Below are 14970 nucleotides of genomic sequence, written 5' to 3' on the forward strand. Positions count from 1 at the left end.
GCATGTCGACGGCGGACGACGCACGTGGACCCGGGGCCGAGGAGGCCCCGGGTCTTGCGGGCGTGCCCGACGGCTTCGGCAGGCTGTGGACCCCGCACCGGATGGTCTACATCCAGGGCGAGAACAAGCCGACCGACCCGGGCGAGGCCTCGTGCCCGTTCTGCGTCGCGCCGTCGCGCAGCGACGCTGATGCGCTCGTCGTCCACCGCGGCGAGGTCGCGTACGTCGTCCTCAACCTCTACCCGTACAACGGTGGGCACCTGCTCGTCTGCCCGTACCGGCACGTGTCGGACTACACCGACCTCACCGAGGCCGAGACCCGTGAGGTCGCCGAGCTCACGCAGACCGCGATGCGGGTGCTGCGCGAGGTGTCCGGCCCCGCGGGCTTCAACCTCGGCATGAACCAGGGGGAGGTCGCGGGCGCGGGCATCGCGGCGCATCTCCACCAGCACGTCGTGCCGCGCTGGCTCGGCGACATGAACTTCCTGCCCGTCGTCGGGCGCACCAAGGCGCTGCCCGAGCTGCTCGCGGACACGCGAGCGCGCCTCGCGGCCGCGTGGCCCGACGCCACCCACTGACCCACGGCGCGCCCTGAGCGCGCAGGTCCGCGACCGCGGACCGCCCGCCGGGCACACCCGGCATCCAGGGCCTCGGCCCGCTGACGGAAGGACGACGGTGCTCGACAACCTGCGCTCGCTGTCCACGTGGCTCTTCACGCCCGTGGCCAAGCTGCTCCTGAGGCTCGGGGTGACGCCGGACGCCGTGACGATCGGCGGCACGGTCGGCACTGTCGTCGCGGCGTTGTGGCTGTTCCCCACAGGACACCTCGTCGCGGGGGCGTGGACGATCGGCGCGCTCGTGCTCGCGGACGCGCTCGACGGCATCATGGCGCGCACCGCCGGGCGCTCGGGTGCGTGGGGAGCGTTCCTCGACTCGACGCTCGACCGCGTGGCCGACGCCGCGATCTTCGCGGGCCTGCTGCTCTTCTTCCTCCGTGAGGGCTCCGACACCGGCGTCGTCGTCGCCCTCGCATGCCTGGCGCTCGGCGCGGTCGTGCCGTACGCCCGCGCCCGTGCCGAGGGGCTGGGGATGACGGCGGCCGTCGGGGTCGCCGAGCGCGCCGACCGGCTCGCGATCGCGCTCGTCGCGACCGTCGTCGTCGGCTACGGGGCGCCGCTCGCGGTGCTCGTGTGGACCCTCGGGGTGCTCGCGGCGCTCTCCGCGATCACCGTCGTCCAGCGCATGGCGACCGTGCACGCGCAGGCACGGGCCCTCGCCGCGGTGCGTCCAGCGGGCGAGGGGGAGTGAGCGTGGACTCCGGTCGGCTCTTCGAGATCGCGTGGAAGGTCCTGCCGCGGCTCCCACGGCCCGTCGTGCGCGGGGTCTTCGCCGCGGCGGCCGATGCCGCATGGCTCGTCCGGCCCGCCGGCGTGTGCCGCCTCGAGGCGAACTATGCGAGGGTCCGGCCCGGCCAGTCGCGCCGCGCGCTGCGCAGGCTCTCCCGCGCCGGCATGCGCTCGTACATGCGGTACTACGCTGAGGCCTTCACGCTGCGTGGCATGACGCCCGAGCAGATCGAGGCGCGCGTGCGCCTCGTCGACGCGGAGCCCGTCCTCGCGGCGCGCGACGCAGGGCGCAGCGTCGTCGGGGCGCTCGGTCACCTCGGCAACTGGGACCTCGCCGGCGCGTACGCGGGCTTGCACATCATGCCCGTGACGACCGTCGCGGAGCGGCTCGAGCCCCCGCACCTCTTCGAGGAGTTCCTCGCGTTCCGGCAGGACCTCGGCATGGAGATCCTCGCGCTCGGGGACGACGGCGTGTTCCAGTCGCTGCTGCGTGCCGTGCGCGCGACGCCGCCGCGTCTCGTGCCGCTCCTCGCCGACCGCGATCTCGCGGCCTCGGGCATCGAGGTCGACATGTTCGGCCGTCGCGCACGCGTCGCGGCGGGCCCCGCCGCGCTGAGCGTCGCGACTGGCGCGCCGCTCGTCCCGATCTCCCTCTCCTACGAGCGGCTCGCGGGAGACCGTCGGCGGCGTGCCGGCTCGCCGTGGGGGCTCGTCATCAGGTTCCACCCCGAGGTGACGACGGACCCTGCGCTGCCCCGCAAGGAGCGCACCGCCGCCGCGACCCAGGGCTGGGTCGACGCGCTCACGAGCGCGATCGCCGAGAAGCCGGAGGACTGGCACATGCTTCAGCATGTTTTCGTCGAGGACCTCGACCCCGAGCGTTACGCGCGCACGCTCGAGCGCGCCTCACGACGCACGGAGCCCGAGCCCGAGGGGAGCGCGTCATGAGCGTCCCGCTCGACGGACGGCGGCTGCGCGTCGGCATCGTCTGCCCCTACTCCTACGACGTCCCCGGGGGCGTCCAGTTCCACGTGCGGGACCTCGCCGAGGCGCTCATGGCGCGCGGGCACGAGGTCGGCGTGCTCATCGCCGCCGACGAGGACACGGAGATCCCGCCGTACATGACGTCGGCGGGCAGCTCGATCCCGCTCCGCTTCAACGGGTCGGTCGCCCGGCTCTCGTTCGGGCCGCTCGTCGCGACGAAGGTACGGCGCTGGCTCGACCAGGGCGACTTCGACATCCTTCACCTCCACGAGCCCGTGACGCCGAGCCTCTCGCTCCTCGCCCTGTGGAACGCGACGGGGCCGACGGTCGCGACGTTCCACACCTCGATGGTGCGGTCGCGCGCGCTCCAGATGGTGTCGCCCCTCGTGCGTCCGGCGCTCGAGAAGATTGACGCGCGCATCGCGGTCTCGGAGGACGCACGGCGCACGCTCATCGACCACCTCGGCGGCGACGCCGTCGTCATCCCCAACGGCGTCTACGTCGAGCCGTTCCGGGTCGCGCAGCCGGACGCCCGGTTCACGGGCACGCCCCAGGCGCCGACGATCGCGTTCCTCGGCCGGCTCGACGAGCCCCGCAAGGGCCTGCCCGTCCTCGTCGGCGCGGTGCGTGAGGTCGTCACCCGGATCCCGGGCGCACGGTTTCTCGTCGCTGGTCGTGGCGACGCGGGGCGGGACGCGGCGATCGCCGAGCTCGGCGACTTTGCGCGCCACGTCGAGTTCCTTGGCGGGATCTCCGACGACGACAAGGCGGCGCTCCTCACGTCGGCCGACGTCTACGTCGCACCGCAGACCGGCGGCGAGAGCTTCGGCATCGTCCTCGTCGAAGCGATGAGCGCGGGGACGTGCGTCGTCGCGAGCGACCTCGGGGCGTTCCGTCGCGTGCTCGACGAGGGTGAGGCGGGAGTGCTCTTCCGCACGGGCGACAGTGCCGACCTCGCGCGGACGCTGCTCGAGATCCTCGCCGACGACGAGAGGCGCGCCGCGGTCGCAGCCCGCGGCGAGCACGCCGTGCGGCGGTACGACTGGTCGGTCGTCACTGACGAGGTGCTCACGGTGTACGAGATGGTGCTCGCGGCGTCGAACGCGACGGTGCGGGTCGACGAAGCTCAGGGCGGCCGGGGTCGGCTGTTCGACGTCGAGGGGAGCGGGTCATGACGTGGTCGGAGGTCGTCGTCGCGGTCGTCGCGGTCCTCGGTGCGCTGCTCGTTGTCGGCTGGCGCGCGGCGACGCGGCTCGACCGGCTGCACCGGAAGGTCGTCGCGTCACGCATCGCGCTCGACGCGCAGCTCGTCCGGCGGGCGAGCGCTGCGGGTGACCTCGTGGTGTCAGGTGCGCTCGACCCGGTCGCGGCGCTCCTCGTGGCCGACGCAGTCGTGGCGACGGGTGGCTCCGAGGGACAGGGCGGGCGCGAGCTCGCGGTCGCGGTGCCTGACCTCGCCGACGAGGTCCGTGGCGTGGCGACGGGCCGGATCATCGGGGAAGCGCTCGGCGAGGGGCTCGGGACAGAACGCACGGATGCGGAGTCGAACCTCTCGGCTGCGTTGCGTGGTGTTCTCGACACGCCTGAGGAAGTCGCCCAGGTGCGTTCGGCGCCGGGCGGCACGGACGTCCTCGAGGCGCTCTCGGCCGCCTGGTTCCGCGTCCAGCTCGCGCGTCGGTTCCACAACGAGGCGGTCGCGCAGACGCAGCGCATGCGGGCCAAGGGCTGGGTGCGGCTCGCGCGCCTCGCGGGCCGCGCAGCCATGCCGCAGACCGTCGAGCTCGACGATGCCTGGCCCGTGGGACTCGGCAGACCGGGGAGCCACGTCGACCCCGAAGAGGCATAACATGTGCCCGTCCGTACGGGGCGTCCGCCCCGTACCGCCACACTTTCGAACGAGGTACACATCGTGAGCACCGAAAACTCCTCCGCCCCCGTCGTCGGGACGTCCCACGTCAAGCGCGGTATGGCGGAGATGCTCAAGGGCGGCGTCATCATGGACGTCGTCACGCCCGAGCAGGCGAAGATCGCCGAGGACGCTGGGGCGGTCGCCGTCATGGCGCTCGAGCGCGTCCCTGCCGACATCCGCGCCCAGGGCGGGGTCGCGCGCATGAGCGACCCCGACATGATCGCGGGGATCATCGACGCGGTCTCGATCCCCGTCATGGCGAAGGCCCGGATCGGTCACTTCGTCGAGGCGCAGGTGCTCGAGGCTCTCGGCGTCGACTACATCGACGAGTCCGAGGTCCTCACGCCGGCTGACTACACGCACCACATCGACAAGTGGGCGTTCACGACGCCGTTCGTGTGCGGTGCGACGAACCTCGGCGAGGCGCTGCGCCGCATTACCGAGGGTGCCGCGATGATCCGGTCCAAGGGTGAGGCGGGCACGGGTGACGTCTCGAACGCGACGACGCACATGCGGACGCTGCGTGCGGAGATCGCGCGGCTCACGTCGATGTCACACGACGAGCTCTACGTCGCGGCGAAGGAGCTCCAGGCCCCGTACGAGCTCGTCAAGGAGGTCGCGGAGGCCGGACGTCTGCCTGTCGTGCTCTTCACCGCGGGTGGGATCGCGACGCCCGCTGACGCGGCGATGATGATGCAGCTCGGAGCGGAGGGCGTGTTCGTGGGCTCGGGCATCTTCAAGTCCGGCGACCCGGCCGCGCGTGCGGCGGCGATCGTCAAGGCGACGACGTTCTACGACGACCCGGCGGTCCTCGCGCAGGTCTCGCGCGGTCTCGGTGAGGCCATGGTCGGCATCAACGTCGACGAGGTTCCCGTCGCTCATCGCCTGCAGGACCGCGGCTGGTGACGTGGCTGACCGGCAACCTGCGCCCGTGACCCCCGCCTCGACGCCGGGGGTCACGGGCGCAGCCCGTCCGATGGTGCCAGCCTCGGCGGGATCCCGTGAGGCCGACGCGCCGCTCCATCTCGACGAGGGGTGGGTGCGTGGGCCGGATGGCGTGCGGGAGCGTTCGGCGGCGCGGGTGCTCGTGCTCGACGGTGCCGGGGCGGTGCTGCTCGTGCGGGGTCATGATGCGGACGAGCCGGATCGGCACTGGTGGTTCTCGGTCGGCGGCGGCATCGACCCGGGGGAGTCCTCGCGGGACGCTGCGGCGCGTGAGCTGCGCGAGGAGACCGGCATGGTCGTCGACCCTGTCGCGCTCGAGGGCCCTGTTCTGCGACGCTCTGCGATCTTTGACTTCGCGCGCGAGCACTGCCGGCAGCACGAGGAGTTCTTCGTCCTGCGGGTCGCGGACCGGCCAACGCTCAGCAGCGAGGGCTGGACGGAGCTCGAGGAGAGTTTCGTCGACGAGGTGCGGTGGCTGACGCCCGACGAGATCGAGGCGAGCACGGACGAGGTGTTCCCCGCGGCGCTGCCCCGGATCGTCCGGGCGCTCGCCGCCGGCTGGGACGGCGTCGTCGAGGAGATCGGCATCGACACGGATGGCGGGGCTTGCGCAGCGCACAGCGAGTCGTGAACGCGCAGCGCTTCGTCGACGCGCAGCGCATCGTGGAGACGCCGGTGCCCGGGCGGTCGGACCGCCCGGGCACCGGCGTACGAGGTGCGGGAAAGCGTCCGCGGAGGCTCCCGGGGGAGATCAGCCGACGGGGCGGCCCGCTCCGAGGGCACGGGCCTTGCGGTTGTTCGAGGCCGCGACGCCCCACCAGATGGCGCCGGCGACGGTCATGAGGAAGGCGAGGCTGCCGAGGAGGAAGCCTCCGACGAGCATGCCGCCACCGGCCGTGAGCGTCGAGACGAGGTCGTCGAAGGCCCCGGCTGACGTGAGCACGACGTCGGCGCCCTCGGGGACGGTGACCGTGTAGGTGCCGGTCTCGGTCGTGGTGAAGCGCCCGACGAGGTCGATCCCGAGGTCGGACAAGTCCGGCGCGTTCGTCGCCCCGCTGAGGGCGACGACGGCGCCTGTGGGGTCGGTGACAGTGATGTCGGTGACGGATGGCGAGAACGTCGTGCTCTGGGTCGCCCAGATCTCGTAGGTGGATCCCGCGGCGAGCTCGGTGTCGCGGGTGCCGGGCGAGGGCACCGTGACGATCGTCTCGGTGAGCTCGGTGGTACCCTGCGCGACGGCCGAAGTGATCTGGCTGAACCCGACGACGAGGAGCACGAGCGATACGAGGCCGAGCCCGATGCCGAGGAACGTGAGGATCTTGGCGCCGCGGGTCTTGCGGACCGACGGGGCAGGCTGCTGCCAGCCGGGCGCTCCGTAGGGCTGGGGCGCAGGTGCGCCGTACTGAGGGCCGCCGGGGGTGCCGTACGGCTGCGGGGCGGGGGCGCCGTGCTGGGGAGCGCCGTACGGCCGGCCCGTCGGGGCACCGTACGTCTGGCCGTCGGGCACGCCGTAGGGCGGCGTGGTCGGGGATCCCTGACCGGGTGGGGGCGGGGTCGTGAACGGGTCGTTCCCGGGGGTCGTCATGGCGCAAAAGTAGCAGGGCGGCAGTTCACGTGCGGTGCTGCTCGGTGGGCGTCGTCTCCCTCCTCATTTCGCGGCGGGCCCGTAGCATGGTGCGACGTGAGACCGACGATCGGCGTCCTGGCGCTGCAGGGTGATGTCCCCGAGCACGTGCGTGCCCTTGAGTCCGCGGGAGCGAGCGTGGTGCGCGTGCGCCGCGCGCGCGAGCTCGACGGGGTCGACGGGCTCGTGCTCCCTGGCGGGGAGTCGACGACGATGTCGCGGCTGCTCGACGTCTTCGAGCTGCGGGAGCCGTTGCTCGCGCGGCTGCGCGAGGGTATGCCGGCGTACGGCTCGTGCGCGGGGATGATCCTCCTCGCGGACAGGGTCCTCGACGGGGCTGCGGGGCAACTCGGGCTTGGTGGGATCGACATGACGGTGCGGCGCAACGCGTTCGGGCGGCAGGTCGACTCGTTCGAGACGGCGCTCGACGTGCAAGGGGTGGCGGGGGGTCCGGTTCCGGCGACGTTCATCCGCGCGCCGTGGGTCGAGGAGGTCGGCGAGGGGGTCGAGGTCCTCGCGACCGTCGGGTCGGGCCCGGCCACCGGTAGGATCGTGGCAGTCGCGCAGGGCCCGCTCATGGCGACGTCGTTCCATCCGGAGATCACGGGTGACGACAGGGTTCACGCGCATTTCATCCGACTCGTTTCTAAGGAGCGGTAAGGCATGTCCGGTCACTCCAAGTGGGCCACCACGAAGCACAAGAAGGCGGCGATCGACGCCAAGCGTGGCAAGCTCTTCGCCAAGCTCATCAAGAACATCGAGGTGGCCGCCCGCACGGGCGGCGGAGACCCTGCGGGCAACCCGACGCTCTTCGACGCGATCCAGAAGGCGAAGAAGACCTCCGTCCCCAACGACAACATCGAGCGCGCGGTCAAGCGTGGCTCGGGCGCTGAGGCCGGCGGCGCGGACTACCAGACGATCATGTACGAGGGCTACGCGCCCGGCGGCATCGCCGTCCTCGTCGAGTGCCTCACCGACAACAAGAACCGCGCCGCGGCCGAGGTTCGGATCGCGTTCACGCGCAACGGCGGCCAGATGGCTGACCCGGGCTCGGTCTCGTACCTCTTCTCGCGTAAGGGCGTCATCGTCGTCCCCAAGGCGGGGACCAGCGAGGACGCCGTCATGGAGGCGACGCTCGACGCGGGTGCCGAAGAAGTCACCGACGAGGGCGAGGTCTTCGAGATCCTCACCGAGGCGACGGATCTCGTCGCGGTGCGCACCGCCCTCCAGGAGGCCGGGATCGAGTACGACTCGGCTGACACGGTGTTCTACCCGTCCATGGAGATCGAGGTCGACGTCGACCGGGCGCGCGCCGTGCTGCGCCTCATCGACGCGCTCGAGGACTCCGACGACGTCCAGAACGTCTACTCGAACTTCGACGCCTCGAACGAGGTGCTCGCTGCGCTCGAGGACGACTGACCATCGCTCGACGGCGCGTCGGCCGGCTGGCCGACGCGCCGTCGTCGTCCCCGTACGGGGGCAGGAAGGGGTTCGCGTGAGGGTGCTCGGCGTGGACCCAGGGCTCACGCGCTGCGGCGTGGGTGTCGTCGACTCGTTGCCGGGCCGCAGGGCCCGCCTCGTCGCGGTCGGTGTCATCGAGTCGTCGCCCACGCTGAGCGTCGACCTGCGCCTGCGGACGATCGCGGACGGGCTCGACGGGTGGCTCGACGCGCACGTGCCCGACGTCCTCGCGGTCGAGCGGGTCTTTGCGCAGCACAACGTCTCGACGGTCATGGGCACGGCGCAGGCGGCTGGCCTCGCGATGGTCGCAGCGGCGCGTCGTGGCGTCCCGGTCGCGATGCACACGCCGTCGGAGGTCAAGGCTGCGGTGACGGGCAACGGTCGCGCCGACAAGGCGCAGGTCCAGCGGATGGTGGGCCAGATCCTCGGTCTTGCCGAGGCTCCGAGACCTGCGGACGCGGCGGACGCTCTCGCTCTCGCAGTCTGCCACCTGTGGCGGCCTGCGGGGGCGCTGCAGGGCGGCGATCGTCACGAGCTCACCCCGGCGCAGCGGGCGTGGGCGGCGGCCGAGGACGCGGCGCGCCGTGGCGGGGGACGTCGGTAGCTCTTGCTACGGTGGTCCGGTGTTCGTACAGGTGTTTGAAGTCGCTGCGGCCGTGCGCCGTGGTGGCACGGAGGGAGCGTCGTGATCGCCTCGGTGCGTGGTGAGGTGCTCGCGGTCGGGATCGACCGCGCCGTCGTCGAGACGGGGGGAATAGGCCTTGCAGTCCTCGCTGCGCCGTCGACGCTCGCGCTGCTGCGGGTGGGAGAGCACGCGCGGCTCCACACGACGCTCGTCGTGCGTGAGGACTCGCTCACGCTCTACGGCTTCGCGGACGCCGACGAGCGCGAGACGTTCGAGACGGTGCAGACCGTCTCGGGCATCGGCCCGCGGACGGCGCTTGCGATGCTCGCGGTGCTCTCGCCCGACGCGCTGCGCGGCGCAGTCGCCGAGGGCAACCTCACGACGCTCATGAAGGTTCCGGGTATTGGGCGCAAGGGTGCCCAGCGGCTCGTGCTCGAGCTCGCCGACCGGCTCGGCCCGGTGCGTGGCAGCGCGTCGGTTGAGACCGCGGTCGCGCCGGTCGACCACCGGACGAAGGTCGTCGAGGCGCTCGAGGGACTCGGGTGGACGGCTCGGACCGCGGAGGACGCGGTGGGCGACGTCCTCGCTGCTCGCGGTGTCGTGGCGGACGAGCCGCTTGCCGAGGGCGACGTGCCCGACGTCCTGCGCGCCGCGCTGCGGATGCTGGGCGGGCGTCGTGGCTGAGCCCGTCGCGGACCGTCTCCTCGACGGGGGTGCCGACGACGTCGAGCGTGCTGCCGAGGCGGCGCTGCGCCCTCGCAGGCTCGACGAGTTTGTCGGGCAGTCGACGGTGCGCGACCAGCTCTCGCTCGTCCTGCATGCGGCACTCGGGCGGGGCGGGAGCCCTGACCACGTGCTGCTCTCGGGCCCGCCCGGGCTCGGCAAGACCACGCTCGCGATGATCATCGCGGCCGAGCTCGGCACATCCCTGCGCGTGACCTCGGGTCCCGCGATCACGCACGCGGGTGATCTTGCGGCCGTGCTGTCCTCGCTCGAGGAGGGCGAGGTGCTCTTCATCGACGAGATCCACCGGCTCGCCCGGCCCGCCGAGGAGCTCCTGTACATGGCGATGGAGGACTTTCGGGTCGACGTCGTCGTCGGGAAGGGACCGGGCGCGAGCGCGATCCCGCTCGCCCTACCGCCCTTTGTCGCGGTGGGGGCGACGACGCGCGCCGGGCTGCTCCCGGCGCCTCTCCGCGACCGCTTCGGCTTCACGGGTCACCTCGACTTCTACGACGCGTCCGAGCTCGAGCAGGTGCTGCTGAGGAGCGCGGGACTGCTCGGCACGGTGCTCGAGGCCGACGCGGCCGCGGAGATCGCCGGCCGTTCTCGCGGCACGCCTCGCATCGCGAACCGGCTGCTGCGGCGCGTCCGCGACTGGGCGCAGGTGCGGGGCGACGGGCGGCTCGACCTGCGGGCAGCGCGGGCTGCGCTCGAGGTCTACGAGGTCGACGTGCTCGGTCTCGACCGGCTCGACCGTGCGGTGCTCTCGGCGCTGTGCACCCGGTTCGGCGGGGGACCCGTCGGGCTCTCGACGCTCGCCGTCGCGGTCGGGGAGGAGCCCGAGACGGTCGAGACCGTCGCGGAGCCGTTCCTCGTGCGCGAGGGGCTCATGGGACGCACGCCGCGCGGGCGGGTCGCGACCCCTGCGGCGTGGGCGCACCTCGGCCTCACCCCGCCCGCCTAACGTCGTCCGGGAACCTCCCGCGAGGGAACCTCCCGCGACCGGCGGGCGTTGGACCTCCGGAACCGCAGCTAGACTGCGGCAGGCGCAGTCCACCCTCGAAGGAGCATCCTCGTCATGACCGACGTCACGAACCTCGCAGCTGCGACCGGCACCGGCGGTAGCAGCGGCATCTTCCTCTACATCGTTCTCGGCGCGCTCGTGCTCATGATGTTCTTCGGCTCGCGCCGTGCCCGCAAGCAGCAGCGGGAGGCCTCGGCGTTCCGGGACAGCCTCGAGGTGGGCACGGAGGTCATGACCGGCTCCGGCTTCTTCGGGACGATCGTCGCGGTCGAGGGCGACCGCATCACGCTCGCCGCTGAGGACGGCGGCCGGACGACGTGGATCCGGCAGGCGATCGCCAAGGTCGTCGAGCCGGTCGTCGAGGACGACACGCTCGACGTGCCCGAGGAAGACGGGACGGACACGACCGTGACGTCGCAAGACGAGCGGCCGACGAACGACTAGGCTCGGCGCGCGACGCTCACGGCGCACGTCGACTGAACCGGACCAGGTCTCCTGGTCCGCACACGGGAAGAGATCACTCTGGTGGCGAGCAGTACGAAGAAGACGCGTCCCCTGCGGACGCTCATCAGCCTCGCGATCCTCATCGCACTCGCGGTCGGCGGCCTCGCTGCCGGCGTGAAGTGGGGGGACGCGGACTGGACCCCGAACCTGGCGCTCGACCTCGAGGGCGGGACCCAGATCATCCTCACTCCCGTCGCGACCGACGGCTCGGCGATCACCGAGGAGGACCTCCGTCAGGCGATCAACGTCATCCGTCAGCGTGTCGACGCCTCGGGCGTCGCGGAGGCGGAGATCTCGAGCCAGGGCGGTCAGAACATCGTCGTCGCCCTTCCCGGCACGCCCGACCAGGCGACCCTTGACCTCGTGCGCAGGTCCGCGCAGATGAACTTCCGTCCGGTGCTCGTCCAGGACTACGGCTTCGCTGCCGAGCCCACGCCGACGCCGTCGGCCACGGACGAGTCGACGGACAAGGCCACCGACGAGCCGACGGACAAGGCCACCGACGAGTCGACGGACGAGGCCACCGACGAGTCGACGGACGAGGCCACGGACGGCGCGACCACCGGCTCGACGGGCGGTGAGTCGAAGGAGTCGACGGACAGCGCGACTGCGACGGCTTCTGCGACGTCGACCGCCACGGACAACGCCACCGACGAGCCGACGAGCACGCCGACGACGCAGCCGAAGACCGAGGCGTCCAACCCGTCCGACCTCGCGCAGATCACCGACACCGTGAAGAAGGAGTTTGACGCGCTCGTGTGCGACGACTCGAAGCTCACGGGCGGCGACTCGGGCGATCCCGACGCCGTTCTCGTCACGTGCTCGGACGACGGCCTCTACAAGTACATCCTCGGCCCTGTCGAGATCCCGGGGACGCAGATCAAGAACGCCCAGTCGGGTCTCCGCGTCGTCAACAACGCGACGACGAACGAGTCGGTCGTCAACATCGAGTTCTCGAACGAGGGCAAGGAGGCGTTCTACCAGACCACGAAGCGCCTCGCCGAGCAGTACGCACAGGGAAGCGCGGGCGCAGACGTCGCCCCCAACCTCTTCGCGATGGTCCTCGACGGGCTCGTCATCTCGGCACCTCAGGTGACCCAGGCGATCCCGGATGGCCGCGCGGAGATCTCTGGCAGCTTCACGCGTCAGAGCGCGGCGACGCTCGCCAACCAGCTGAACTTCGGCTCGCTCCCGCTCGACTTCAAGGTGCAGAGCGAGATGGAGATCTCGGCGACGCTCGGGTCCGAGCAGCTCCAGAAGGGCCTGCTCGCGGGACTCATCGGCCTCATCCTCGTCGTCCTCTACTCGCTTGTGCAGTACAGGGTGCTTGGGTTCGTCACCGTCGCCTCGCTCGTCATGGCGACGATCATCACGTACATCGTGATCACGTACCTGTCGTGGCTTCAGGGCTACCGCCTCTCGCTCGCGGGCGTCACGGGCCTCATCGTCGCGATCGGCATCACGGCGGACTCGTTCATCGTCTACTTCGAGCGCATCCGTGACGAGCTGCGTGACGGTCGCGCCCTCGTCGGCTCGGTCGAGAAGGGCTGGGACCGCGCACGCCGCACCATCCTCGCGTCCGACGCCGTCAACCTCCTCGCCGCGATCGTGCTGTTCTTCCTCGCGGTCGGCGGGGTGCGCGGCTTCGCGTACACGCTCGGTCTCACGACCGTCATCGACGTCATCGTCGTGTTCTTCTTCACGCACCCGCTCATGGAGCTGCTCGCGCGGACCCGGTTCTTCGGCGGCGGTCACCCGGCCTCGGGTCTCGACCCGCGCCAGCTCGGCGGACGTGCGGCGGTCTACCAGGGCCGCGGACGCGTCCGTGCGCCGCAGGCGACCGTCCGGAAGAAGGAGTCCGACGGCGTCACGCTCGGCGGCTTCGCGGGTTCGTCGGCGACCGACGTCGAGGACCGCCCGCTGACGATCGCCGAGCGCCGAGCGCTCGCGCTCCGCGAGGAGAAGCCGTCGCAGCCCGAGCCGACGACCGCCACGGACGAGGCACCCGACACCCAGGACGACGTACCCGAGGCCGCGACCACCGAGGTCGCCGGCGAGGACGAGGAGAAGCACTGATGGCACGCCGCGGGTTCTCCCAGTGGGGCAACGACCTCCACACGGGCCGTCGCTCATACAACATCGTCGGCCAGCGCAAGGGCTTCTTCGCCGTGTCGCTCGTCATCGTCGCACTCTGCGCGCTCGTGCTCGGTATCCGAGGGTTCAACTTCGGCATCGAGTTCACGGGTGGCTCGGAGTTCACGGTGTCAGGAGTCTCCGACACCTCGCAGAGCATCGCGACGGAGGTCGTCGAGAAGACCGGGGTCACTGAGATCCCGCGTGTCTCGTCACTCGGATCCTCCGCCGTGCGCGTGCAGACGGTTCCGCTCGAGCAGGCCCAGATCGACGAGGTCAAGGCCGGTCTGGCCGAGGCGTACGACGTCGGGGCCGACGCGGTCACCGTGACGACCATCGGTGCGACGTGGGGCAAGGACGTCTCGTCGAAGACGATCCAGGGACTCATCGTCTTCGTCCTGCTCGTCACGCTCGTCATGACGGCGTACTTCCGCAACTGGCGGATGGCGGCGGGTGCGATCCTCGCACTCTTCCACGACCTCATCCTCACCCTCGGCGCCTACGCGCTCGTGGGCTGGGAGGTCACCCCGGCGACGATGATCGGGTTCCTCACGATCCTCGGGTACTCGATCTATGACACCGTCGTCGTCTTCGACAAGGTGCGGGAGAACACCGACGGCATTCTCGCGCAGAAGCGCTCGACGTACGAGGAGCAGGCGAACCTCGCCGTCAACCAGACGCTCGTCCGGTCGATCAACACGTCCGTCGTCGCGCTCCTGCCCGTGTCTTCGATCCTCTTCATCGGCGCCTTCGTCCTCGGAGCCGGCACCCTGCGTGACATCGCCCTCGCGCTGTTCGTCGGCATGGCGGCGGGCACCTACTCGTCGATCTTCCTCGCGACGCCCATCGAGGTTGCCCTGCGCGACCGTGAGCCCGCGATCAAGGCACACACCGAGAAGGTCCTCGCGCTGCGCGCGGGCGCCGAGGCAGGCGAGCCGGCCGCGGCGTACGCCGTGACGGGCAAGCTGCTCCCCGGGCAGCACCAAGGGCACGCGGCACAGCCGAGGCGGCGCAAGAAGTGACCGCACCGCACCACCGGTCGGCGGACGTCGAGATCGTCGAGAGCCTGCTGCGGGAGGTTCCGGACTTCCCGCAGCCCGGCGTCCTCTTCCGGGACGTCGCCGGGGTCCTCGCCTCGGGCGAGGGCCTCGCGGCGGCGACGCGCGCGATGGCGGACCTCGCGAGCGAGCTCGGTGAGTTCGACCTCGTCGCCGGCATGGAGGCGCGCGGCTTCCTCTTCGGCGCGCCGCTCGCGACGCACCTCGGCACGGGGTTCATCCCCGTGCGCAAGGCGGGCAAGCTCCCGCCGCCGGTGCTCGCCGCGACCTACGAGCTCGAGTACGGCACCGCGACGCTCGAGCTGCGGGACGGCACGATCCCGGCGGGCGCGCGCGTCCTCGTCCTCGACGACATCCTCGCGACCGGGGGAACCGCATCGGCGGGTGCAGACCTCGTCGAACGTGCGGGGGGAACCGTCGTCGGGCTCGCGTTCCTCTTCGAGATTCCCGGCCTCGGGGGCCGGGACCGGCTCGCCGGGCGTGAGGTGCGATCCCTCATCGTCTGACGCGTTCCACGACGGCGGCGTCATCCCCTCGAGGGATGACGCCGCCGTCGTGCGCGCAGGACCACCTGCTGCGCGCCGTAGACTGTCCACCTGCGCATCGTTCGACGTCGCCCGGGGCACGTAGCCCG

General features: G+C 71.5%; 17 protein-coding genes. 16 read left to right on the plus strand and 1 reads right to left on the minus strand.

What is annotated here, in order from left to right:
* Positions 1 to 2 precede the first annotated feature (2 nt).
* The 7 genes from IGS67_RS12725 to IGS67_RS12755 all read left to right on the plus strand — a co-directional run bounded on the left by IGS67_RS12725 (position 3) and on the right by IGS67_RS12755 (position 5815).
* Entirely contained in the window at positions 3 to 578 is a 576-nt protein-coding gene (locus IGS67_RS12725; protein WP_192281764.1) for an HIT family protein, read from the plus strand.
* 97 nt (positions 579 to 675) lie between these two features.
* Positions 676 to 1308, plus strand: coding sequence for a phosphatidylinositol phosphate synthase (pgsA, locus tag IGS67_RS12730; protein WP_192281767.1), 633 nt, complete (start codon positions 676 to 678; stop codon positions 1306 to 1308).
* Between the two features lie 2 nt (positions 1309 to 1310).
* Entirely contained in the window at positions 1311 to 2294 is a 984-nt protein-coding gene (locus tag IGS67_RS12735) for a phosphatidylinositol mannoside acyltransferase (RefSeq protein WP_328742701.1), read from the plus strand.
* A complete protein-coding gene (locus tag IGS67_RS12740; RefSeq protein ID WP_328742703.1) occupies positions 2291 to 3505 on the plus strand; it encodes a glycosyltransferase family 4 protein in 1215 nt (404 codons plus the stop codon). Before IGS67_RS12735 ends, IGS67_RS12740 begins: the two co-directional genes overlap by 4 nt.
* Positions 3502 to 4176, plus strand: a complete 675-nt coding sequence (locus IGS67_RS12745) for a hypothetical protein (protein WP_192281773.1) — start codon at positions 3502 to 3504, stop codon at positions 4174 to 4176. The genes IGS67_RS12740 and IGS67_RS12745 overlap by 4 nt, the downstream gene beginning before the upstream one ends.
* A 63-nt stretch (positions 4177 to 4239) precedes the next feature.
* Positions 4240 to 5145, plus strand: coding sequence for a pyridoxal 5'-phosphate synthase lyase subunit PdxS (gene pdxS / locus IGS67_RS12750; RefSeq protein WP_328742706.1), 906 nt, complete (start codon positions 4240 to 4242; stop codon positions 5143 to 5145).
* A 25-nt stretch (positions 5146 to 5170) separates the two neighbouring features.
* A complete protein-coding gene (locus IGS67_RS12755; RefSeq protein ID WP_328742708.1) occupies positions 5171 to 5815 on the plus strand; it encodes an NUDIX hydrolase in 645 nt (214 codons plus the stop codon).
* A 120-nt stretch (positions 5816 to 5935) separates the two neighbouring features.
* Here the strand turns inward: IGS67_RS12755 and IGS67_RS12760 are convergent, their stop codons facing one another.
* Complete coding sequence (locus tag IGS67_RS12760) at positions 5936 to 6769, minus strand: YML083C domain-containing protein (protein ID WP_192281776.1); 834 nt, start codon at positions 6767 to 6769, stop codon at positions 5936 to 5938.
* A gap of 96 nt (positions 6770 to 6865) precedes the next feature.
* Between IGS67_RS12760 and pdxT the strand changes: the two genes are divergently transcribed.
* From pdxT to IGS67_RS12805, 9 genes are all read left to right on the plus strand, one after another.
* Complete coding sequence (gene pdxT / locus IGS67_RS12765; RefSeq protein WP_192281779.1) at positions 6866 to 7468, plus strand: pyridoxal 5'-phosphate synthase glutaminase subunit PdxT; 603 nt, start codon at positions 6866 to 6868, stop codon at positions 7466 to 7468.
* 3 nt (positions 7469 to 7471) lie between these two features.
* Positions 7472 to 8227: a YebC/PmpR family DNA-binding transcriptional regulator gene (locus IGS67_RS12770; protein ID WP_192281782.1), complete on the plus strand. Its 756-nt coding sequence runs from the start codon at positions 7472 to 7474 to the stop codon at positions 8225 to 8227.
* 76 nt (positions 8228 to 8303) lie between these two features.
* Positions 8304 to 8873 carry a crossover junction endodeoxyribonuclease RuvC gene (gene ruvC, locus IGS67_RS12775; protein ID WP_192281785.1) on the plus strand — a complete coding sequence of 190 codons (570 nt, stop codon included), beginning with the start codon at positions 8304 to 8306 and terminating at the stop codon, positions 8871 to 8873.
* Between the two features lie 81 nt (positions 8874 to 8954).
* Positions 8955 to 9578, plus strand: a complete 624-nt coding sequence (gene ruvA / locus IGS67_RS12780) for a Holliday junction branch migration protein RuvA (protein WP_192281788.1) — start codon at positions 8955 to 8957, stop codon at positions 9576 to 9578.
* On the plus strand, positions 9571 to 10581 hold the full coding sequence (gene ruvB, locus IGS67_RS12785; protein WP_192281791.1) for a Holliday junction branch migration DNA helicase RuvB: 1011 nt from the start codon (positions 9571 to 9573) through the stop codon (positions 10579 to 10581). The genes ruvA and ruvB overlap by 8 nt, the downstream gene beginning before the upstream one ends.
* Before the next feature lie 114 nt (positions 10582 to 10695).
* Positions 10696 to 11085: a preprotein translocase subunit YajC gene (gene yajC, locus IGS67_RS12790; protein WP_192281794.1), complete on the plus strand. Its 390-nt coding sequence runs from the start codon at positions 10696 to 10698 to the stop codon at positions 11083 to 11085.
* An 81-nt stretch (positions 11086 to 11166) separates the two neighbouring features.
* Complete coding sequence (secD, locus tag IGS67_RS12795) at positions 11167 to 13221, plus strand: protein translocase subunit SecD (RefSeq protein ID WP_328742714.1); 2055 nt, start codon at positions 11167 to 11169, stop codon at positions 13219 to 13221.
* Positions 13221 to 14300, plus strand: a complete 1080-nt coding sequence (gene secF / locus IGS67_RS12800) for a protein translocase subunit SecF (protein WP_192281796.1) — start codon at positions 13221 to 13223, stop codon at positions 14298 to 14300. The genes secD and secF overlap by 1 nt, the downstream gene beginning before the upstream one ends.
* On the plus strand, positions 14297 to 14842 hold the full coding sequence (locus IGS67_RS12805; protein WP_192281799.1) for an adenine phosphoribosyltransferase: 546 nt from the start codon (positions 14297 to 14299) through the stop codon (positions 14840 to 14842). The genes secF and IGS67_RS12805 overlap by 4 nt, the downstream gene beginning before the upstream one ends.
* Positions 14843 to 14970: the final 128 nt, after the last annotated feature.

Source organism: Flavimobilis rhizosphaerae (genome assembly GCF_014852685.1).
Classification (GTDB): Bacteria; Actinomycetota; Actinomycetes; order Actinomycetales; family Cellulomonadaceae; genus Flavimobilis; species Flavimobilis rhizosphaerae.